Source organism: Variovorax sp. OK605 (genome assembly GCF_900115445.1).
Classification (GTDB): Bacteria; Pseudomonadota; Gammaproteobacteria; order Burkholderiales; family Burkholderiaceae_C; genus Variovorax.
Genome location: NZ_FOWL01000003.1, coordinates 170,911 through 191,117 on the forward strand (window position 1 = coordinate 170,911; position 20,207 = coordinate 191,117).

Genomic DNA, 20,207 nt, shown 5'->3' on the forward strand with positions numbered 1-20,207 from the left:
CTCAGTGCGCCAGGACCGACAGCGCGTTCAACGGCAACTGGATGTGGACCATGCTGCTGGGCACCAGCGGCTCGCCGCCGCCGCCGCGCGCATCGGCGGGCAGCTCGGCCTCGATCTCGATGCCCAGCGGCTCGCAGGCCAGCCGCGCCGACGTGCGGTTGCCGAAGAACTCGGTGTCGAGCAGGCGCGCCGCGAAGCTGTTGGCGCCGAGCTCGGTGCCGTAGCGCTTGACCACCACATGCTCGGGGCGGATGCCCACGGTGGCTTGCGAGCCCACGCTGAGGTTGCCGGGCGCGCAGAACAGCTCGCTGTCGCGCACGCGCACCTTGCCGTCGGCCAGCACGGTGGCGGGCAGCATGTTCATGCGGCCCACGAAGCCGGCCACGAAGCGGGTGCGCGGCTGGCGGTAGAGCTCGTCGGGCGTGCCGGCCTGCTCGATGCGGCCGTTGTGCATGAGCACCACGCGGTCGGCCATCGACAGGGCTTCTTCCTGGTCGTGCGTGACCATGATGGTGACGATGCCCAGGCGCTTCTGCAGCGCGCGGATTTCGCTGCGCAGACTGGCACGCACCTGCGCGTCGAGCGCGGAGAGCGGCTCGTCGAGCAGCAGCATGCGCGGGTTGGGCGCCAATGCCCGCGCCAGGGCGATGCGCTGCTGCTGGCCGCCCGAGAGCTGCACCGGGTACTTGTCGGCGTGCGCGGTGAGCCCGACCAGGTCGAGCATCTCGCGCGAACGCTTGGCCATCTCGCGCGCCAGTGCGCCGGTGGGATGCAGCCCGTAGGCGATGTTCTGCGCCGCCGTGAGGTTGGGAAACAGCGCATACGACTGGAACACCACGCCGAAGCCGCGCGCCGCGGGCGGCAGGCCCGCGATGTCCTGGCCGCCCAGCAGGATCTGGCCGCTGTCGGCGCGCTCGATGCCGCAGACGATGCGCAGCAGCGTGGTCTTGCCGCAGCCCGAGGGGCCGAGCAGGCACACGAACTCGCCGGGCTCGATGTCCAGATCGATGCCGTCGAGCACGCGTGTGGCGCCAAAGGACTTGCCGATGCCGCGAAGGGAAAGAAAGCTGCTGCTCGTCATGGCCGGGTACCGATTTGCTTCAGGGAGATCAGAGCGGCTTCTTTTCCGACTTCGACTCGTAGCGCTTGGACCACTCCGTCAGGATGCGGTCGCGGTTGGCGGCAGCCCAGGTGAAGTCGTTCTTGGCCAGCAGCTTCTCGACGTCGCCCGGCACGAACTCGAGCTTTTCCTGGATGCCCGGCAGCGCGAGCACGGCGAAGTTCTTCGCGTACAGCTCGTTGGCCTGCTTGGTGACGGCCCAGTCGGCCAGCGCCTTGGCGGCGTCCTGCTTCTTGCTGGTCTTGATGATGCCGGTGGCTTCCATGTCCCAGCCCAGGCCTTCCTTGGGCAGCACGATGTCGATGGGGGCGCCGTCGCGCTTGGTCTTGTTGGCGCGGTATTCGAAGGACATGCCGAGCGCGAACTCGCCGGCGCCGGCCTGGCGGCAGGGCTTGCTGCCCGACTGGCTGTAGATGCCGATGTTCTGGTGCAGCGCGTCCATGTACTTCCACGCGTTGTCTTCACCCATCATCTGGATCCAGCCCGACACCATCAGGTAGCCCGTGCCGGAAGCGGCGGGGTTGGGCATGGTGATCTGGCCCTTGTAGACCGGGTTGGTCAGGTCGGCCCAGCTGGTGGGCTTGGGCAGGTTCTTCTTCGTCGCCTCGGCGGTGTTGAAGCAGATGGCCGACGACCACACGTCCATGCCGACCCACTTGGGCGGGTTGGCCGGGTCGCGCATGGTCGGCTTGATGGCGTCCAGGCCCTTGGGGGCGTACGGCTGGAGCATGCCTTCCTTGTCGAGCAGCATCAGCGAGGTGGCGGCCAGGCCCCACACCACGTCGGCCTGCGGGTTGGCCTTCTCGGCCAGCAGCTTGGCGGTGACGATGCCGGTGGAGTCGCGCACGAACTTCAGCTCGATGCTCGGGTTCTCCTTTTCGAAGGCGGCCTTGTAGGCCTGCACCTGGTCGGCCTCGAGCGCGGTGTAGACCAGCAGCTCGGTGCGGCCCTGGGCCGATGCGGCGAAAGCCAGCGAGAACAGGGCGGCCGGCACGAAGGCCCAGCGGAGTTGACGGTGCAGCATGGTGAGGTTCCCTCTGGAGAAAGTGAAGAACGTAGAGAAAGGAAAGGACGCGGTGCGGGACGCACGCACAGGCAAGCGAAAGTACGCAAGTCCTGCGCGGCGACGAATGGGGGCGATGCTGGCAGCGGCATATGACAGGGATTTGTCAGATGCCTCAAAAAAACACAAATACCCAAAACGGCGCCCCAAGGACGGCAGGCTGCGATGGCTTCGCGGTGGCTGCGTCATCCGCATGTCACTGCGCCCGGGCAAGCTTGCGGAGTTATTGCCGTGCTTTCGCCCAGCTTGCTCCGTTCGCTCCGTTCGCCCCGCTCCACTTTCATGACACTCGACCTCGCCGAGATCGCCCGCCTGTTCGCCGAACGGGGCGGGGTGGCCTACGCGGGCGAGCCGGTGTCGCAGCTGGAGCACGCGTTGCAATGCGCATGGCTCGCCGAGCAGGCCGGCGCCGGCGACGCGCTGGTGACGGCCGCGCTGCTGCACGACCTCGGCCACCTGCTGATCGCCGAGCACCAGACCCTGTCGCACTCGCCCACCGAGCTGGGCATCGACGACCGGCACCAGTACATCGCCCTGCCCTTGCTGCGCGGCGCGTTCGACGTCGAGGTGCGCGAGCCGATCCGGCTGCACGTGGACGCCAAGCGCTACCTGTGCGCCACGCGGCCGGACTACTTCTCCAGGCTCTCGCCCGATTCGGTGCGCAGCCTCGCGCTGCAGGGCGGCGTGATGGACGATGCGGCGGCAAAACGCTTTGCCGCGCTCGAATGGGCCGGTGACGCGGTGCGGCTGCGGCTGTGGGACGAAGAGGCCAAGGCCGAGGGGCTGCAGACGCCGCCGCTGGCGCATTTCCTCGCGACCGCGGCGCGGGTCATGCGGCGCTGACAGGTCTTTTTTCTGCCGCGCAGCCGGGTTTGGCCGCCGCTTCAGCCCGGTTTAAGAAACATTTGTCTACTATGGTTTCCTCACGATGAATGGCGCTCGAGCGCCTGCGAGGAAATCTGCATGTCTTCCACCGTTACCGCGCGTGCCGCCACGTTCGCCCAGGTCTTGCGCCGCGTCTTCCGGCTCGCGGCGCCCTACTTCCGGTCCGAGGAGAAATGGCGCGCCCGCGCGATGCTGCTGGGCATCGTGACGCTGAACCTTCTGTATGTGTACGTGGCCGTGCTGGGCAACCAGTGGTACGGGCGCTTCTACGACGCGCTGCAGAACAAGGACGCGGCCATCTTCTGGCGCGAGGTGGGCGTGTTCGGCTGGATCGCCTTCTTCAACATCGCGGTGCAGGTGCTCAAGTTCTACGTGACGCAGCTGCTGCAGCTGCGCTGGCGCTCCTGGATGACGCGCGACTACCTGACGCGCTGGATGGCCGAGCGCACCTTCTATCACCTCGAACTCGCGCGTTACGCCAACAACGACGGCCACGCCCCGGACAATCCCGACCAGCGGATCCAGGAGGACATGCAGCTGTTCACCGACTACACGATGACGCTGTCGATGGGCCTGCTGAACGCCGTGGTCACGCTGGCGAGCTTCGTCGGCATCCTGTGGACGCTGTCGGGCAGTTTCTCGTTCTCGATGGGCGGCAGCACCTACCAGATCGCGGGCGCCATGGTCTGGCTGGCGGTGGCCTACTGCGTGGTCGGCACGGTCATCACGCACTTCATCGGCCGGCCGCTGATCGGCATCAACTTCCGCCAGCAGCGCTACGAAGCCGACTTCCGGCACCATCTGGTGCGCGTGCGCGAATACAGCGAGGCCATTGCGCTGGACAAGGGCGAGAAGGTCGAGCACGGCCAGCTCGACCTGCGCTTCGGCAGCGTGCTGCGCAACTACCTGCAGCTCATCAAGCAGCAGAAGAACCTGATCACCTTCACCTCGTTCTTCGGGCAGGCCGCGGTGATCTTCCCGTTCATCGTGTCGGCGCCGCGCTTTTTCAGCGGCGCGATCCACCTGGGGCAGCTGATGCAGATCACCTCGGCCTTCGGCAAGGTGCAGGACTCGCTGAGCTGGTTCGTCGACAACTACGACCGCGTGGCCGTCTGGCGCGCCACCACCGACCGCCTGACCAGTTTCGACGACGCCATGCGCGCCCATGCCAGGCAGTCGATGCCGATGGCCCGCGACGCGGCGCCGGAGTTGCGCACCGACGACCTCTGGGTGGCGCTGCCCAACGGCACGGCCTTGCTCGACGGTGCCGCGCTGGCGGTGAAGCCCGGCGACAGCGTGCTGCTGCAAGGCCCCTCGGGCAGCGGCAAGTCGACGCTGTTCCGCTCGTTCGCCGGCATCTGGCCCTTCGCTCGCGGCCATGTGAAGGTGCCGGACGACGCCATGTTCATGCCCCAGCGCCCCTACGTGCCCGACGGCAAGTTGCGCGATGCGCTGACCTACCCCAACCCGGCCGCGAACTTCAGCGACGACCAGCTGCGCCAGGCCCTGAACGACGCCCTGCTGCCCGACCTGGCGAGCCGCCTGGACGACAGCGACGCCTGGAGCCAGAAGCTCTCGGGCGGCGAGCAGCAGCGCCTGGCCATCGCGCGCGTGCTGCTGAAGAAACCGGCGTGGCTCTTCGCCGACGAGATCACCAGCGCGCTCGACGCGCAGGCCGAAGGCGTGCTGTACAAGCGCCTCGCGGCCACGGTGCAGGCCGCCGGGGGCGCGATGGTGTCGATCGCGCACCGCGCGGCGGTGGGCGACTTCCACAACCAGCGATGGACGCTGGTGCCGCAGCCGGAAGGAACGCAAGGAACGACGGGCGGCGCACGCTACCGCCTGGACACCTCGGCCGTTCAGCCCGCCGCGGCTTAGCGGCTTAGCGGCTTAGCGGCTTAGCGGCTTGGCGGCTTGGCGGCTCAGCGGCTCAGCGGCTCAGCCCTTGTAGCGCTCCCAGCCCTTCTTGCGCAGGTCGCAGGCGGGGCACTCGCCGCAGCCGTAGCCCCAGGCCTGGCGGTGCTCGCGGTCGCCGAGGTAGCAGGTGTGGGTCTCTTCCACGATCAGCTCGACCAGCGGCTCGCCGCCCAGGCGGTGGGCCATGGCCCAGGTCTCGGCCTTGTCGATCCACATCAGCGGCGTCTCGATGACCAGGCGGCGCTCCAGCCCGAGCGACAGCGCCAGCTGCATGGCCTTCATGGTGTCGTCGCGGCAGTCGGGGTAGCCCGAGAAGTCGGTCTCGCACACGCCGGTCACGATCACCTGCAGCCCGCGCCGGTACGCCAGCGCGCCGGCCAGCGTGAGGAACAGCAGGTTGCGCCCGGGCACGAAGGTGTTGGGCAGGCCGTCGGCCTGCATGGCGAAGGCCACCTCTTCGGTGAGCGAGGAGCCGCCCAGCTGCGCCAGCGCGGCGAGCGTGAGCACGTGGTCTTCGCCCAGGCGCGGCGCCCAGTCGGGGAAGTCCTCGCGCATCTTCGCGAGGATGGTGCCGCGCACGTCGAGCTCGACGCGGTGGCGCTGCCCGTAGTCGAAGCCCAGGGTTTCGACGCGCTGGTACCTGGAGAGCGCATCGGCGAGGCAGGTGGTCGAGTCCTGGCCGCCGGAGAACAGAACGAGGGCGGTGGTGTGCAGGGGCATATCCGTCAGCGGCGCGGCGCTGTAGTCCAAAGGCGCAATTTTCGCAGGCTGCGGGGTGCGCGCAGATACGATCCCGCGCATGAGTACCAAACACCTGGTTGCATGGGCCGTCACCTTCGTGGTGCTGCTGGTGATCGACATGATCTGGCTCGGCGTCGTCGCCAAGGGCATGTACCAGGAGGCCATGGGCGACCTGATGTCGCCGAACCCGCGGCTGGGCTTCGCGGCCGTGTTCTACCTGGCCTACCCGATCGGCCTGCTGGTGTTCGCGATCGTGCCCGGGCTCGACCAGCAAGGCGTGCTGCGGGCCGCGCTGCTGGGCGCCCTGTTCGGCCTGTTCTGCTACGCCACCTACGACCTGACCAACCTGGCCGTGATCCGCAACTGGCCGCTGGCGCTGTCGTTCATCGACATCGCCTGGGGTGCGCTGGTGAGCGGCGTGGCGGCCGCGGCCGGCGCGGCGGCGTTGCGCTGGTTCGCCGCGCGCTGACTGCGCAGCGGCAGCCCTGCTGCCTTCTTTAAAGGAAACGCTCGAGCAGCTTGCGCGACGCGCGGTCCAGGTCCTTCACATCGGGAATCCTGAACTGCACGCCGTGCGCGCTGGCGATGAGCAGCGCGCCGCCCTCGAGGCGGCGGATGTCTTCCTCGGCCTTGAGCACGAAGGTGGTGTCGCCACGGTCGGTGCTCACGGTCCAGGTGCTGGGCACGCCGAAGCTCGACACGCCGTGCAGCCGCACCAGCGTGGGCGCGAAGTCGCGCACCGCGAGCTCTTCCTCGAGCAGCGCCTTGGTGGGCGCCGGCAGCTGCGCGACGTTGTCGACCCACACCAGCTCGCGTCCCTCGCTGCCGACCAGCGACACGCCGTGGTCGGGCGCGCTCAGCGGAAAGGCCCGCACGGGCGTGATGCCCACGTGGCGCTCGCCTTGGGCGTCGGTCAGCACGAGGCGGCCGAAGGCGTCTCGTGCGAGGCTGAAGCCGTTGCTGTCGGTGCCGGTGCCGGTGGCGGCTTTGTCGTCGTTGATGCTGTTGATGTCGTTGTTCATGCGTCCCCCGCCGGATGGGCTGCGTGGGTGATGGCAACGGGCGCCTGCGCCCCGGCGCGCTCGTCGGCCGCGCCTTCGCTCGCATCGTCGTCGCCCTGGCGCAGCTGCGCCTGGTACAGCCGCCAGTAGGCGCCCTGCTTCGCCATCAAGGCGTCGTGCGGTCCCACCTCGACCACCTCGCCGCGGTCCATGACCACGAGCCGGTCGGCCTTGCGCAGCGTCGACAGGCGGTGCGCGATGGCGATGGTGGTGCGGCCCTGCACGAGGTTGTCCAGCGCCTTCTGGATTTCCTTCTCGGTCTCGGTGTCCACCGCCGAGGTGGCTTCGTCGAGGATCAGGATGCGCGGGTCGATCAGCAGCGCGCGCGCAATGCTGATGCGCTGGCGCTCGCCGCCCGACAGGCCCTGCCCGCGCTCGCCCACCAGCGAGTCGTAGCCATGCGGCAGCCGCAGGATGAAGTCGTGCGCGTGGGCCGCGCGCGCCGCGGCAACCACTTCCTCGCGCGTGGCGTCGGGCTTGCCGTAGGCGATGTTCTGCGCGATGGTGCCGAAGAACAAAAACGGCTCCTGCAGCACCAGCCCCACGTGGCGGCGGTAGTCGGCCACGGCGAAGCGGCGGATGTCGGTGCCGTCGACCTTGATGGCGCCGTCGGTCACGTCGTAGAAGCGGCAGATCAGGTTGACCAGCGTGCTCTTGCCCGAGCCGCTGTGGCCCACCAGGCCGATCATCTCGCCGGGCTCGATCACCAGGTCCAGGTCGTGGATGACGGCGCGCGAGCCGTAGCGGAACCCCAGGCTGCTCATCTCGATGCGGCCCTGCACGCGCTCCACCTTCACCGGGTTGGCCGGTTCGGGCACGTTGCTCACGTGGTCGAGGATGTCGAAGATGCGCTTGGCGCCGGCCGCGGCCTTCTGCGTGACCGAGACGATGCGGCTCATGGAGTCGAGCCGGGTGTAGAAGCGGCCGATGTACGCGATGAACGCGGTGAGCACACCCACCGTGATGCTGCCGCGCGCCACCTGCCAGATGCCGAAGGCCCAGACCACCAGCAGGCCGATTTCGGTGAGCAGCGACACGGTCGGCGTGAACAGCGACCAGGTGCGGTTGAGCTTGTCGTTCACCTGCAGGTTGTAGGCGTTGGCCACGCGGAAGCGCTCGGCTTCGCGGCGTTCCTGGGCGAAGGCCTTGACCACGCGGATGCCGGGAATGGTGTCGGCCAGCACGTTGGTCACCTCGGACCAGACGCGGTCGATCTTCTCGAAGCCGGTGCGCAGGCGGTCGCGCACCACGTGGATCATCCAGGCGATGAACGGCAGCGGCACCAGCGTGACCACGGCCAGCAGCGGGTTGATGGAGAACAGGATGACCGCGGTCATCACGATCATCAGCACGTCGTTGGCGAAATCCAGTGCGTGCAGCGACAGGAAGACGTTGATGCGGTCGGTTTCCGAGCCGATGCGCGACATCAGGTCGCCCGTGCGCTTGCCGCCGAAATAGTCCAGCGGCAGGGTCAGCAGGTGCTCGTAGGTGGTGGTGCGCAGGTCGGCGCCGATGCGCTCGGACACCAGCGCCAGCAGGTAGGTGCGCGCCCAGCCCAGCCCCCAGCCGACCAGCGCCGCGATCAGCAGGCCGCCCAGGTACAGGCCCACGCGCATGGTGTCGATCTTCTGGCCGTTCTGGAACGGGATCAGGATGTCGTCCATCAGCGGGATGGTCAGGTACGGCGGCACCAGGGTGGCGGCGGTGGAAATCAGGGTCAGAACAAACCCGAGGATCAGCTGCTTGCGGTACGGACCGGCAAATCGGCCCAGGCGCAGCAGCACCCAGGTGGACGGCGGGGTCTGGATTTCGGTGTCGATCGCGCTGTCTTCGCCGTCGGCCGCGTCGATGGCGGCCGGAGTCTCCTTGGCGACACCTGCCGTTCGCTGTCCGAACAACTTGAGCAGACGCAGTGCCGCCACCTGCCCGCCGAGCGTGTAGCGCCAGCGGCCCAAACGGCCCGCGGGACCCGTCAAATCAAGGGTTCCGACGCCGGAATGATCGGAAAGGCGCAGTTCCAGCGTCGAATCGGTCAGCGGCCACTCACGCCATTCGCCGCCCGGTTCGAGCGCAATCAGCCTGCGGTCAGTCAGCGCCACCAGGCCGCTGGCGAAGCGAAGTTGGTCGTCGAGGTCAACCGTCAGTGTTACCAGAACGTTTTCCGCGACTGCGAGACGGTTTTTCAGCAGTGCTGAAGCCGCCTCGGTTTCGCCCTCCCGGGTGCCGACTGGATCGTGATGTTGCATTGTGTTTCTTTGACTCTTGCCCGTCGCGGGCCGCATGGACCGCGTGATGGCGCCCTTCGTCGGGCGCCGATTCTGACCGATCATCATGGGCGCGCTTGAAGGCGCCGTGGTGCTCGGCCAAAGCACATCGAACGTTTGCATGACCCGTTTCGACGACATCCAATTGCTGCGCATCAACTATTTGCGCGGTCCCAACCTCTGGACCTACCGTCCGGTGCTCGAAGTCTGGCTCGACCTGGGCCTGCTGGAAGACTTCCCCTCCAACAAGATCGACGGTTTCACCGACCGCCTGACCGGCCTGCTGCCGGCGCTCATCGAGCACCACTGCGGCGTGGGCGAGCGCGGCGGCTTCATCCAGCGCCTGACCGAAGGCACCTGGTCGGGGCACGTGCTGGAACACGTGGTCATCGAGCTGCTGAACCTGGCCGGCATGCCCACGGGCTTCGGGCAAACCCGCAGCACCTCGGAGCACGGCGTCTACCGCATGGTGTTCCGCGCGCGTGACGAGCAGGTCGCCCGGGTGGCGCTGGCCGAAGGCCACCGCCTGCTGATGGCGGCCATCAACAACGACCCGTTCAGCGCCGCCGAGGTGCAGAAGGCCGTGGACGCGGTCAAGGCCAAGGTGGAAGACTGCTACCTCGGCCCGAGCACCGCGGCCATCGTGGCCGCCGCCACCGACCGCGGCATTCCGCACATGCGCCTGAACAGCGGCAACCTGGTGCAGCTGGGCTACGGCGCCAACCAGCAACGCATCTGGACGGCCGAGACCGACTACACCAGCGCCATCGGCGAATCGATTGCCAGCGACAAGGAACTGACCAAGTCCCTGCTGGCCAGCTGCGGCGTGCCGGTGCCCGAAGGCCAGATCGTCGAAAGCGCCGAAGAGGCCTGGGAAGCCGCCGAGGACATCGGCCTGCCGGTGGTGGTGAAACCCTCGGACGCCAACCACGGCCGCGGTGTGTCGCTGGAGCTGACCACGCGCGAGGAAGTCATGGCCGCCTATGCGGTGGCCGAGCCCGAAGGCAGCGACGTGATGGTCGAGCGCTTCATTCGCGGCCACGAACACCGCCTGCTGGTGGTGGGCGGCGAAGTGGTGGCGGCCGCGCGCGGCGAGATCATCACCGTGACCGGCGACGGCCAGGCCAGCGTGCGCGAGCTGATCGACAAGCAGCTCAACAGCGACCCGCGCCGCGGCGCCGAGGAAGAATTCCCGCTCGACGTGATCGTGCTGGACACCGACGCCAAGCTGCAGCTCGAACTCAAGCGCCAGGAACTGGACGGCAACGCCGTGCCGGCCGCCGGGCGCGTGGTGACGATCCAGCGCAACGGCAACATGGCCAACGACTGCACCGACCAGGTCCACCCCGAAGTCGCGCACGCCGCCGTGCTGGCCGCGCGCGTGGTGGGCCTCGACATCGCCGGCATCGACCTGGTGGCGATGGACATCTCCAAGCCCCTGGGCCCGCAGCGCGGCGCCATCGTCGAGGTGAATGCCGGCCCCGGCCTGCTGATGCACCTGAAGCCGGCCGTCGGTTCGCCGCGCCCGGTGGGCCGCGCGATTTGCGACCACCTGTTCCCCAACGACGCACCCGGGCGCATTCCCGTGGTCGGCGTGGCCGGCTCGCGCGACGCCGCCGTGCTGGCGCGCCTGGTGGCCTGGCTGATCAACCTCGGCGGGCGCCACACCGGTCTGGCCTGCCGCGACGGGCTGTTCCTGGAACGCCGCCGCGTCGACGCGCGCAACAGCGCCAACTGGGACGCCGGCCACCGCCTGCTCGTGAACCGCGCCGTGCAGGCCGTGGTGATCGAGAACGGCGCCGAGACCATCCTGCGCGACGGCCTGTCCTACGACCGCTGCGAAGTCGGCATCGTGACCGACCTCGACGGCTTCGAAGCCCTCGCCGACTACGACATCACCGAGAGCGACCAGATGGTCAAGGTGCTGCGCACGCAGGTCGACGTGGTGCTGTCCGAAGGCACGGCCGTGTTGAACGCGGCCGACCCGCGCGTGGCCGGCCTCGCGCCGCTGTGCGACGGCGCCGTGATCCTGTATGCGGCCGACCCGCAGGCCGCCGCGCTCACCGCGCACCAGTCCGCCGGCGGCAAGGCCGTGCTGGTGCGGCAGGACCGCGTGGTGCTGGCCAACGGCAGCAGCGAGTCTTTCCTGCCCGGCCTGGGCCGGCTGACCGTGTGGCGCGCCACCCATGCCGGCGTGAGCCTGGAAAGCCTGCTGGCCGCCGTGGCGGCCGCCTGGGCCCTGGGCATTCCGCTGAACCTGATCGGCGCCGGCGTCGAGGCCTTCGAGGCCGACCTGCAGGCCGCCCTCGCGTCGCTGCAGCTGTCGCAGACCCAGCCCCTCCAACCCCAACTGGCCTGAGGCGTGGCCTCGCCAGACCGTAGCACTCGTAGCCCCCGCAGCCCATGAAAGTCACCCGCATCCGAGCCCTTCGCGGGCCCAACCTCTGGAGCCGCCACACCGCCATCGAGGCGGTCGTGGCCTGCGAAGGCGATGAAAACGCCATCAGCAAGCTGGCCGGTTTCGAAGCCCGCCTGCGCGCGCGCTTCCCCACCATCGGCGAGCTGCACCCCATGGTGCTGGGCCAGCCGCTGGCCCTGGCCCACGTGCTGGAAAACACCGCCGTGGCGCTGCAGGCCCAGGCCGGCTGCGCCGTGAACTTCGGCCACACCTCGCAGACGCTGGAAGAAGGCGTCTACCAGGTCGTGTTCCAGTACAGCGAGGAGGCCGTGGGCCGCCGCGCCATCGAACTGGCCGAGCAACTCATCGCCGCCGCGCAGGCCGACACCCCGTTCGACGCCGACGCCGCCATCACCGAGCTGCGCGACCTCGACGAATCCGAGCGTCTGGGCCCGAGCACCGGCTCCATCGTCGATGCGGCCGTGGCACGCGGCATTCCGTACCGCCGCCTCACGAGCGGCAGCCTGGTGCAGTTCGGCTGGGGTTCGAAGCAGCGCCGCATCCAGGCCGCCGAAGTCGACAGCACCAGCGGCGTGGCCGAGTCGATCGCGCAGGACAAGGAACTCACCAAGCAGCTGCTCAACGCCGCCGGCGTGCCGGTGCCGCTGGGCCGCCCCGTGAGCGACGCCGAAGACGGCTGGGCCGCGGCGCATGAAATCGGCCTGCCGGTCGTGGTGAAGCCGCAGGACGGCAACCAGGGCAAGGGCGTCACCGTCAACATCACCACGCGCGACGAACTGTTCGCGGCCTACGCCTCGGCCGCGGCCTACGGCGAGGTGATGGTCGAGAAATTCCTGCCCGGCTTCGACTTCCGCCTGCTGGTGGTGGGCGACCGCCTGGTGGCCGCCGCGCGGCGCGACCCGCCGCAGGTGATCGGCGACGGCAACCTGAGCGTGCGCCAGCTGGTGGACACCGTGAACCTCGACCCGCGCCGCGGCGAGGGCCACGCCACCTCGCTCACAAAGATCCGCCTGGACGACATCGCCATCGGCCGGCTCGAGTCGCAAGGCCTCACGCCCGACAGCGTGCCCGCGCTCGGCCAGCGCGTGGTGCTGCGCAACAACGCGAACCTGTCCACCGGCGGCACCGCCACCGACGTGACCGACACCGTGCACCCCGAAGTGGCGGCACGCGCCGTCGACGCGGCGCAGATGGTCGGCCTGCACATCTGCGGCGTCGACATGGTCTGCGAGAACGTGCTGCGTCCGCTGGAAGAACAGCACGGCGGCGTGGTCGAAGTGAACGCCGCGCCCGGCCTGCGCATGCACATCTCGCCCTCGTTCGGCCGCGGCCGCGCCGTGGGCGAAGCGGTGATGGACACCCTGTTCGCGCACGGCGACGACGGCCGCATTCCGGTGGTCGCCGTCACCGGCACCAACGGCAAGACCACCACCGCGCGCCTGATCAACCACCTGCTGGCATCCAGCGGCCTGCGCACCGGCATGACCAACACCGACGGCGTGTACGTCGACGGCCGGCAGACCGACAGCGGCGACTGCAGCGGCCCGAAGAGCGCGCGCAACGTGCTGATGCACCCCGACGTGGATGCGGCCGTGTTCGAAGTGGCCCGCGGCGGCGTGCTGCGCGAAGGCCTCGGCTTCGACCGCTGCCAGGTGGCCGTGGTCACCAACATCGGCAGCGGCGACCACCTGGGACTGAACTACATCACCACGGTGGAAGACCTCGCGGTGTTGAAGCGCGTGATCGTGCGCAACGTGGCCGCCGACGGCTACGCGGTGCTCAACGCCGCCGACCCGAACGTCGCCGCCATGGCCGCGGGCTGCCCCGGCCACGTGATCTTCTTCACCGCCGACCGCATGCACCCGGTGATGGCCACGCACCGCGCGCAAGGCAAGCGCACCGTGTACGTCGACCAGGACACGCTGGTGGCCGCCGAAGGCTCGTGGCGCGAACGCATCGCGCTGCGCGACGTGCCCATCACGCGCGGCGGCACCATCGGCTTCCAGGTCGACAACGTGATGGCCTCGGTGGCCGCGGCCTGGGCCGTGGGCCTCGACTGGGACACCATTCGCAGCGGCCTCGCGAGCTTCATGAACGACGCGGCCGGCGTGCCGGGCCGCTTCAATGTGATGGACTACCGCGGCGCCACCGTCATTGCCGACTACGGCCACAACACCGACGCCATGCGCGCGCTGGTGTCGGCCGTGGACACGATGCCGGCGAAGAAGCGCTCGGTGGTCATCAGCGGCGCGGGCGACCGCCGCGACTCCGACATCCGCGACCAGACCGCCATCCTCGGCGAAGCCTTCGACGACGTGATCCTGTACCAGGACGCGGCGCAGCGCGGGCGTGCCGACGGCGAGGTGATGGCGCTGCTGCGCCAGGGCCTGCAGGGCGCGGCGCGCACGCGCTACATCGACGAGATCCGCGGCGAGTTCGTGGCCATCGACACGGCGCTGGCGCGGCTGCAGCCCGGCGACCTGTCGCTGATCCTGGTCGACCAGGTCGAGGAAGCGCTCGCTCACCTGGCGCAGCGCATCGCAGCGGGCTGAGCCCCGCTTGCCGGACACGTCCCACATGCAGGGGCGCGTCCGGCCCGGCATCGGGGTGCGGCTGTCCCACAGACCCGCAGCCCCGGCCGGCACCACACTGTGGCTCCAGTCGCGCACCTCGGAGGGCGCGGCGTCTCACCAGACCAGGAGCCCGCATGACAACAACAGTTCGTTCCCTTCTTTCCGCCACGGCCCTCTTCGCGGCCAGCGGCTTCATCGTGTTCGGCGCCCAGACCGCCGGCGCGCAGGCCCCGGGCTCCGACGCCCGCATGCAGAAGGAACGCGCCACCTGCGACGGCGTGCAGCAAGACCGCGCCGCCTGCCTGCGCGAAGCCGGCGCCGCCCGCCAGGAAGCCGGCCGCAGCGGCCTCACCACGCCGAGCCCGGCGCGCGGCCAGGTCAATTCGCTGGCCCGTTGCAGCGAGCAGCCCGGCCCCGACCAGGCCGACTGCGAAGCCCGCATCAAGGGCGGCGCCCGCACCACCACCGAGGGCAGCGTGATGGGCGGCGGCGTGATCCGCGAGACCGTCACGCCCCTGCCGGCACAGCCCGCGCGCTGAGCCGGTTCATTGAATTTTCTTTCCCCGCGTTCTTCTCCGCGTTCTCCGGTCACTCCAAGGAGCCAACCATGAAAAGCCAGACCCGTTCGATGATCTTCGCCCTGCTTGCCATCGGCAGCGTGGCCAGCGCCACGGTCGCATCCGCCGCGGGCCCGCGCCGCGGCGACGGCGGTGGCAACGGCATCTACCAGCAGGAACTCTCGGTCTGCGGCCACAACCAGCAAGACCGTGCCGCCTGCATCCGCGAAGCCGGCGCCGCCCGCCAGGAAGCCGCGCGCGGCGGCCTCACCGGTGCGCCCGACTACCGCGCCAACGCGCTCGCGCGCTGCGGCCTGCAGCAGCCGGCCGACCGCGCCGATTGCGAAGCCCGCGTGCTCGGCGGCGCGGGCAACACCCGCGCGGCCGTGGACGGCAGCGTGATGGGCGGCGGCGTGATCCGCGAGTCGGTCACCACCACCGTGATGCCCGCGCCGGTCGTGATGCCTGGCCCCGCCGTGATGCCGGCCCCGATGCCCCGCCCGATGGAGCGTGCGCCCGCACCGATGATCGCGCCGATGCCCGCGCCCATGCGCTGAGGCAGGGCACCCGGCATCCGGGCACCCGAAGCGGGCCATTCCTGCCACACCTTCCCCGGGGCTTGCCCCTGGGTGGAGGCGATGTCCTTCGTTGTCACACGACTGTCATAAAAGGCATGGGCGTGCTAGCTATAGTTCTCGGTCCCTGCCTACCGAGGAAACACTTCCCCATGAATGCCATCAAGGTCGCTCGCCGATTCATTGAAACGGACCCGGCCAACGAATCGGCCAAGATCCTGGCCCAGCTCGTGTTGGCGCTCGAGTCCGAACGCAGCTTCGAACTGGTCACGCTGTACAGCCTCGACTACAAGAGCTTCCAACTCGCCATGGACATCCTGAAGGAATGGCGGCTCGACCGCTACTACGCCAGCAAGTCCAAGCTGTTCGACCTGTCGCTGCAGGTCACCGAACTCGAGAAGAGCTGAACACCCGCTGGGCACGCACGTGCTCAGACCAGCATCCCGCCGGACACCTCGATGCGCTGGGCATTCACCCAGCGATTCCCCTCTCCCAGCACGCTGGCGATCGCACCGCCCACATCGTCGGGCAGGCCCGCGCGTCCCAGCGCGGTGAAGCCGGCCACCATGGCGTTGACCTGCGGGTTGTCGCGCACCATGCCTCCGCTGAAGTCGGTCTCGATCGCGCCCGGCGCGATCGTGTTCACCGCGATGCCGCGCGCGCCGAGTTCCTTGGCGAGGTAGCGCGTCAGCGTTTCCACGCCGCCCTTCATCGCGGCGTACGCCGAAGCGCCGGCCATGGCGAAGCGCGTCAGCCCCGACGACAGGTTCACGATGCGTCCGCCGTCGTTGATCAGCGGCAGCAGCTTCTGCGTGAGGAAGTAGGTGCCCTTGAAGTGGATGTTGAAGAGCATGTCGAACTGCGCTTCGGTCGTCTCCTCGAAGCTCGCATGCAGGCCGACACCGGCGTTGTTCACCAGGAAGTCGAAGCGCTCGCGCTGCCACGTGGCCGCCAGCGCCGCCTTCACCGCCTCGGCGAAGGCGGGGAAGGTCTTGCTGTCGCCGACGTCGAGCCGCAGCGCAACGGCGCGCCGGCCCTTCGCCTCGATCTCGGACACCACCGCCTGAGCGCCGGCTTCGTTCGACACGTAGGTCAGGATCACGTCGACGCCGTCGGCCGCGAGTGCCAGTGCGGCACTGCGCCCGAGGCCGCGGCTGCCGCCGGTGATGAGTGCGATGCGGGAAGCGCCGGAGCGGGGGGAAGCGGTCATTTCAAAGTCCTCGGTGGGTGGATCGGCAGGTCGATGAGCGGACTTTAAGAATTACCGCCAGCCAGATAAATCCCGCGAAACAGTGCACACCGTTATCCGAAGAGATAACAATCGGGCGCCATGAACGCCGACGAACTGCGCATCTTCTCCAGGGTCGCCGAGCTCGCGAGCTTCAGCCGCGCCGCCGACCAGCTCGGGCTGACCCGCGCGCGCGTGTCGGTGGCCGTGCAGCAGCTCGAGGAGCGGCTCGGCACGCGGCTGCTGCAGCGCACCACGCGCAGCGTGCGTCTCACCGAAGACGGCCAGCGCTTTCTGGCGCGCTGCAAGGAGTACCTGTCCGAAGGCGAGCAACTGGCCGCCATGTTCTGCCCACACGCCAGCGGCCTGACCGGGCGGCTGCGCATCGACCTGCCGAACGTGGTGGCGCGCGACTTCGTCATTCCGCGGCTGCCCGAGTTCCTGGCGCGGCATCCGGCGCTGGAGGTCGGCATCAGCACCACCGACCGCCATGTCGACCTCGTGCATGAAGGCTTCGACTGCGTGCTGCGCATGGGCGTGCTCGGCGATGCGGACTTCGTCGCGCGGCCGATCGGCTTCATGCGCATGGCCAATGCCGCGAGCCCGGCCTACCTGCAGGCGCATGGCACGCCGCGCACGCTGGCCGACCTGGCGCAGCACCGCATCGTTCACTTCGCGCAGACGCTGGCGTCGAACGACGCGGGCTGGGAATACCTCGACCCCGCCGACGGGCTCTACAAGGTGCAGCCGATGCGCGCCACCGTCACGGTGAACGGCACCGATGCCTACCAGGCGGCCGCGCTGGCCGGCCTGGGCTTCATCCAGGCGCCGGCCGTGGGGCTGGAGGCCAGCGCCGCGAACGGCGCGCTGGTGCTGGTGATGCCGGAGTTCAGCGCGCGGCCGATGCCGGTGTCGCTGCTGTATGCCAACCGCCGCCAGCTCGCGCCGCGCGTGCAGGCCATGATGGACTGGCTGACGGAGATCCTGTCGCCCTACTTCGCGGATGAGCGCAACGCCAGCGGCATCAGCAACGTCAGCAACGTCAGCGACATCAGCGGCATCGAAGGCATCAACGCCCCCAGCGCAGCACCATCGGATCGAGCCGCTTCGCCGTCTCGATCAGCCCGGCGCGCGTCTCGGGGTGCATCGCCGGCAGCGGGTGCCGCGGCGCCTCGCAAGCGATCACGCCGCCCTCCTTCATGAGCGACTTGCAGGCCAGCAGGCCCGCTTGCCGGTTCTCGTAGTTGATCAGCGGCAGCCACTGCTGGTACAGCGCAAAGGCCTTGTCGCGGTCGCCCGCGCGGTGCGCCTCGATGATCGGGCGAATGCCGTCGGGGTAGCCGCCGCCCGTCATCGAACCGGTGGCACCGGCATCGAGGTCGGGCATCAGCGTGATGGCCTCCTCGCCGTCCCACGGCCCTTCGATGGCGTCGCCGCCCAGGCGGATCAGCTCGCGCAGCTTGGCGGCCGCGCCGGGCGTCTCGATCTTGAAGTACGCCACCTGCTCGATCTCCTTGGCCATGCGCGCAAGAAACGGCGCCGACAGCACCGTGCCGCTGGCCGGTGCGTCCTGGACCATGACGGGAATGCCCACCGCGTCCGACAGCCGCGCATAGAACTCGAAGATCTGCGGCTCGGGCACGCGGAAGGTCGCGCCGTGGTACGGCGGCATCACCATCAGCATGGCCGCGCCCATGTCCTGCGCGCGCCGGCTGCGCTCCGCGCACACCTTGGTGCTGTAGTGCGTGGTGGTCACGATCACCGGCACGCGGCCCTTCACGTGTTCGAGCACCGTGCGCGTGAGCACTTCGCGCTCTTCGTCGGACAGCACGAACTGTTCGGAGAAATTCGCCAGGATGCACAGGCCGTCGGAGCCCGCGTCGATCATGAAGTCGACGCAGCGCTTCTGGCTCTCGATGTCGAGTGCGCCCTGTTCGGTGAAGGTGGTGGGCACCACCGGGAAGATGCCGCGGTATCTGGGGTTCATGGTGTCTGTCTTCTGTGGATTCAATGCGAATGGCGGGGCACGGCGGAGCCTCTGCAGCCCACCAGAAAGTCGAAGTCGCAGCCTTCGTCGGCCTGCAGCACGTGGTTGACGTACAGCTTCTGGTAGCCGCCGCCGCGCGTGCTCATCGGCTGCGCGTCTGCGGCCGACAGCGACGCGAGCCGCGCGGCCAGCTCTTCGTCGCTGATGTCCAGGTGCAGGCGCCCCGCATCGCAGTCGAGCTCGATCCAGTCGCCGTCGCGCACCGCCGCCAGCGGCCCGCCGTCCGCCGCCTCGGGCGCCACGTGCAGCACCACGGTGCCGTAGGCCGTGCCGCTCATGCGCGCGTCCGAGATGCGCACCATGTCCTTCACGCCCTGGCGCAGCAGCTTGGGCGGCAGGCCCATGTTGCCGACCTCGGCCATGCCGGGGTAGCCCTTGGGGCCGCAGTTCTTCAGCACCATCACGCAGCTGGCGTCGATGTCGAGGTCTTCGTCGACGATGCGCTCCTTGTAGTGCTCCAGGTTCTCGAACACCACCGCGCGGCCGCGGTGCTTCAGCAGCTCCGGCGATGCGGCCGAGGGCTTGAGCACCGCGCCGCGCGGCGACAGGTTGCCGCGCAGGATGCGGATGCCGCCGTCGGCAATGAGCGGCTTGTCCAGCGGGCGGATCACCTCGTCGTCGAAGCTCGGCGCCTCGCGCACGTTGTCCCAGATCGACTGGCCGTTGACCGTGAGCGCGCCCGGGTGCGGCAGCAGCCCGTTCTCGCCCAGCCGGCGCAGCACGGCGGGCAGGCCGCCGGCGTAATAGAACTCCTCCATGAGGAAGCGGCCCGAGGGCATCAGGTCGACGATGGTCGGCGTGTGGCTGCCGATGCGCGTCCAGTCTTCCAGCTCCAGCTCGACGCCGATGCGCCCCGCGATCGCCTTCAGGTGGATCACCGCGTTGGTCGATCCGCCGATGGCCGCGTTCACGCGGATGGCGTTCTCGAAGGCCTCGCGCGTGAGGATCTTCGACAGCGTGAGCCCGTCCTTCGCCATCTGCACCGCGCGCATGCCCGACATCTGCGCGAGCACGTAGCGCCGCGCATCCACCGCCGGAATGGCCGCGTTGTGCGGCAGCGAAGTGCCCAGCGCCTCAGCCATGCAGGCCATGGTGGAGGCCGTGCCCATCGTGTTGCAGGTGCCCGCCGAACGCGACATGCCGCCTTCGGCCGACAGGAACTGGTGCAGGTTGATCTCGCCCGCCTTCAGCGACTCGTGCAGCTGCCACACGGCCGTGCCCGAACCGATGTTCTTGCCTTCGAGCTTGCCGTTGAGCATCGGCCCGCCCGTGACCACGATGGCCGGGATGTCGCAGCTCGCCGCGCCCATCAGCAGCGCGGGCGTGGTCTTGTCGCAGCCCGTGAGCAGCACCACCGCATCGACCGGGTTGCCGCGAATGGCTTCCTCCACGTCCATGCTCGCGAGGTTGCGCGTGAGCATGGCCGTGGGCCGCAGGTTCGACTCGCCGTTGGAGAACACCGGGAACTCCACCGGAAAACCGCCCGCCTCCGAGATGCCGCGCTTCACGTGCTCGGCGATCTTGCGGAAGTGCGCGTTGCACGGCGTCAGCTCCGACCAGGTGTTGCAGATGCCGATGATCGGGCGGCCATCGAACTCGTGGTCCGGAATGCCCTGGTTCTTCATCCAGCTGCGGTACATGAAGCCGTTCTTGTCGGCCGACCCGAACCATTCGGTGGAGCGCAGCTTCTTCGGGGGGTTCTTGGAGGTGGGGTCCGGCATGCGGAAGTGTCCTGAGTGCGAGAGAAGAAAGAGAAA

The 20,207-nt window shown here is 69.0% G+C and carries 16 protein-coding genes and 1 pseudogene; 9 read left to right on the plus strand and 8 right to left on the minus strand.

The features are described from left to right. Position 1: 1 nt before the first annotated feature. Complete coding sequence (locus BM013_RS09045; RefSeq protein WP_093125640.1) at positions 2-1,081, minus strand: ABC transporter ATP-binding protein; 1,080 nt, start codon at positions 1,079-1,081, stop codon at positions 2-4. Between the two features lie 28 nt (positions 1,082-1,109). Continuing rightward, a complete protein-coding gene (locus BM013_RS09050) occupies positions 1,110-2,144 on the minus strand; it encodes a putative 2-aminoethylphosphonate ABC transporter substrate-binding protein (protein WP_093125642.1) in 1,035 nt (344 codons plus the stop codon). Positions 2,145-2,465: 321 nt separating this feature from the next. On the opposite strand from BM013_RS09050, the gene BM013_RS09055 reads away from it, so the two are divergent. Beyond that, on the plus strand, positions 2,466-3,026 hold the full coding sequence (locus tag BM013_RS09055; protein ID WP_093125645.1) for a phosphonate degradation HD-domain oxygenase: 561 nt from the start codon (positions 2,466-2,468) through the stop codon (positions 3,024-3,026). Positions 3,027-3,146: 120 nt separating this feature from the next. After that, a complete protein-coding gene (locus BM013_RS09060; protein ID WP_093125648.1) occupies positions 3,147-4,946 on the plus strand; it encodes an ABC transporter ATP-binding protein/permease in 1,800 nt (599 codons plus the stop codon). 60 nt (positions 4,947-5,006) lie between these two features. Here BM013_RS09060 and queC read toward each other — a convergent pair whose 3' ends face one another. Then, positions 5,007-5,705, minus strand: coding sequence for a 7-cyano-7-deazaguanine synthase QueC (gene queC / locus BM013_RS09065; protein ID WP_093126748.1), 699 nt, complete (start codon positions 5,703-5,705; stop codon positions 5,007-5,009). A gap of 79 nt (positions 5,706-5,784) precedes the next feature. Here queC and BM013_RS09070 point away from each other — a divergent pair, with 79 nt between their 5' ends. Then, entirely contained in the window at positions 5,785-6,195 is a 411-nt protein-coding gene (locus BM013_RS09070; RefSeq protein ID WP_093125651.1) for a DUF2177 family protein, read from the plus strand. A gap of 28 nt (positions 6,196-6,223) precedes the next feature. On the opposite strand, the gene BM013_RS09075 is transcribed toward BM013_RS09070, so the two are convergent. Both BM013_RS09075 and BM013_RS09080 read right to left on the minus strand, forming a co-directional pair. Further along, the gene (locus tag BM013_RS09075) at positions 6,224-6,748 is read right to left on the minus strand and encodes a cyanophycin metabolism-associated DUF1854 family protein (protein ID WP_256221435.1); all 525 of its coding nucleotides are present in this window, start codon (positions 6,746-6,748) and stop codon (positions 6,224-6,226) included. Next, positions 6,745-9,033, minus strand: coding sequence for a cyanophycin metabolism-associated ABC transporter (locus tag BM013_RS09080; protein ID WP_093125653.1), 2,289 nt, complete (start codon positions 9,031-9,033; stop codon positions 6,745-6,747). The genes BM013_RS09075 and BM013_RS09080 overlap by 4 nt, the downstream gene beginning before the upstream one ends. A gap of 85 nt (positions 9,034-9,118) precedes the next feature. Here BM013_RS09080 and cphA (BM013_RS09085) point away from each other — a divergent pair, with 85 nt between their 5' ends. From cphA (BM013_RS09085) to BM013_RS09105, 5 genes are all read left to right on the plus strand, one after another. Next, on the plus strand, positions 9,119-11,410 hold the full coding sequence (gene cphA, locus BM013_RS09085) for a cyanophycin synthetase (RefSeq protein WP_093125656.1): 2,292 nt from the start codon (positions 9,119-9,121) through the stop codon (positions 11,408-11,410). Between the two features lie 44 nt (positions 11,411-11,454). Further along, positions 11,455-14,022 (plus strand): cyanophycin synthetase, encoded by a 2,568-nt coding sequence (cphA, locus tag BM013_RS09090; protein WP_093125658.1) that lies wholly within the window; start codon positions 11,455-11,457, stop codon positions 14,020-14,022. Positions 14,023-14,177: 155 nt separating this feature from the next. Continuing rightward, positions 14,178-14,582: a hypothetical protein gene (locus tag BM013_RS09095; RefSeq protein ID WP_093125662.1), complete on the plus strand. Its 405-nt coding sequence runs from the start codon at positions 14,178-14,180 to the stop codon at positions 14,580-14,582. A gap of 68 nt (positions 14,583-14,650) precedes the next feature. Then, positions 14,651-15,157 carry a hypothetical protein gene (locus BM013_RS09100; protein WP_093125663.1) on the plus strand — a complete coding sequence of 169 codons (507 nt, stop codon included), beginning with the start codon at positions 14,651-14,653 and terminating at the stop codon, positions 15,155-15,157. Between the two features lie 170 nt (positions 15,158-15,327). After that, positions 15,328-15,582, plus strand: a complete 255-nt coding sequence (locus BM013_RS09105) for a hypothetical protein (protein ID WP_093125665.1) — start codon at positions 15,328-15,330, stop codon at positions 15,580-15,582. A gap of 23 nt (positions 15,583-15,605) precedes the next feature. Here the strand turns inward: BM013_RS09105 and BM013_RS09110 are convergent, their stop codons facing one another. Beyond that, positions 15,606-16,385 (minus strand): SDR family NAD(P)-dependent oxidoreductase, encoded by a 780-nt coding sequence (locus BM013_RS09110; RefSeq protein ID WP_093125666.1) that lies wholly within the window; start codon positions 16,383-16,385, stop codon positions 15,606-15,608. 120 nt (positions 16,386-16,505) lie between these two features. Here BM013_RS09110 and BM013_RS09115 point away from each other — a divergent pair. After that, positions 16,506-17,324 (plus strand): annotated as a pseudogene (locus BM013_RS09115) (LysR family transcriptional regulator); the annotation flags it as partial. Between the two features lie 148 nt (positions 17,325-17,472). Here the strand turns inward: BM013_RS09115 and BM013_RS09120 are convergent. Both BM013_RS09120 and BM013_RS09125 read right to left on the minus strand, forming a co-directional pair. Beyond that, positions 17,473-18,390: a dihydrodipicolinate synthase family protein gene (locus BM013_RS09120; RefSeq protein ID WP_093125668.1), complete on the minus strand. Its 918-nt coding sequence runs from the start codon at positions 18,388-18,390 to the stop codon at positions 17,473-17,475. 20 nt (positions 18,391-18,410) lie between these two features. Beyond that, entirely contained in the window at positions 18,411-20,171 is a 1,761-nt protein-coding gene (locus tag BM013_RS09125) for an IlvD/Edd family dehydratase (protein WP_093125670.1), read from the minus strand. Positions 20,172-20,207 lie beyond the last annotated feature (36 nt).

Bases quoted from the DNA above. Each gene is read 5' to 3' on its own strand.
- BM013_RS09075 (WP_256221435.1), bottom strand. From the start codon at position 6,748: ATGAACAACGACATCAACAGCATCAACGACGACAAAGCCGCCACCGGC.
- BM013_RS09095 (WP_093125662.1), top strand. From the start codon at position 14,178: ATGACAACAACAGTTCGTTCCCTTCTTTCCGCCACGGCCCTCTTCGCG.
- BM013_RS09060 (WP_093125648.1), top strand. From the start codon at position 3,147: ATGTCTTCCACCGTTACCGCGCGTGCCGCCACGTTCGCCCAGGTCTTG.
- queC (WP_093126748.1), bottom strand. From the start codon at position 5,705: ATGCCCCTGCACACCACCGCCCTCGTTCTGTTCTCCGGCGGCCAGGAC.
- BM013_RS09105 (WP_093125665.1), top strand. From the start codon at position 15,328: ATGAATGCCATCAAGGTCGCTCGCCGATTCATTGAAACGGACCCGGCC.
- BM013_RS09100 (WP_093125663.1), top strand. From the start codon at position 14,651: ATGAAAAGCCAGACCCGTTCGATGATCTTCGCCCTGCTTGCCATCGGC.
- BM013_RS09055 (WP_093125645.1), top strand. From the start codon at position 2,466: ATGACACTCGACCTCGCCGAGATCGCCCGCCTGTTCGCCGAACGGGGC.
- cphA (WP_093125656.1), top strand. From the start codon at position 9,119: ATGGGCGCGCTTGAAGGCGCCGTGGTGCTCGGCCAAAGCACATCGAAC.
- BM013_RS09125 (WP_093125670.1), bottom strand. From the start codon at position 20,171: ATGCCGGACCCCACCTCCAAGAACCCCCCGAAGAAGCTGCGCTCCACC.
- BM013_RS09070 (WP_093125651.1), top strand. From the start codon at position 5,785: ATGAGTACCAAACACCTGGTTGCATGGGCCGTCACCTTCGTGGTGCTG.
- BM013_RS09050 (WP_093125642.1), bottom strand. From the start codon at position 2,144: ATGCTGCACCGTCAACTCCGCTGGGCCTTCGTGCCGGCCGCCCTGTTC.
- cphA (WP_093125658.1), top strand. From the start codon at position 11,455: ATGAAAGTCACCCGCATCCGAGCCCTTCGCGGGCCCAACCTCTGGAGC.
- BM013_RS09110 (WP_093125666.1), bottom strand. From the start codon at position 16,385: ATGACCGCTTCCCCCCGCTCCGGCGCTTCCCGCATCGCACTCATCACC.
- BM013_RS09080 (WP_093125653.1), bottom strand. From the start codon at position 9,033: ATGCAACATCACGATCCAGTCGGCACCCGGGAGGGCGAAACCGAGGCG.
- BM013_RS09120 (WP_093125668.1), bottom strand. From the start codon at position 18,390: ATGAACCCCAGATACCGCGGCATCTTCCCGGTGGTGCCCACCACCTTC.
- BM013_RS09045 (WP_093125640.1), bottom strand. From the start codon at position 1,081: ATGACGAGCAGCAGCTTTCTTTCCCTTCGCGGCATCGGCAAGTCCTTT.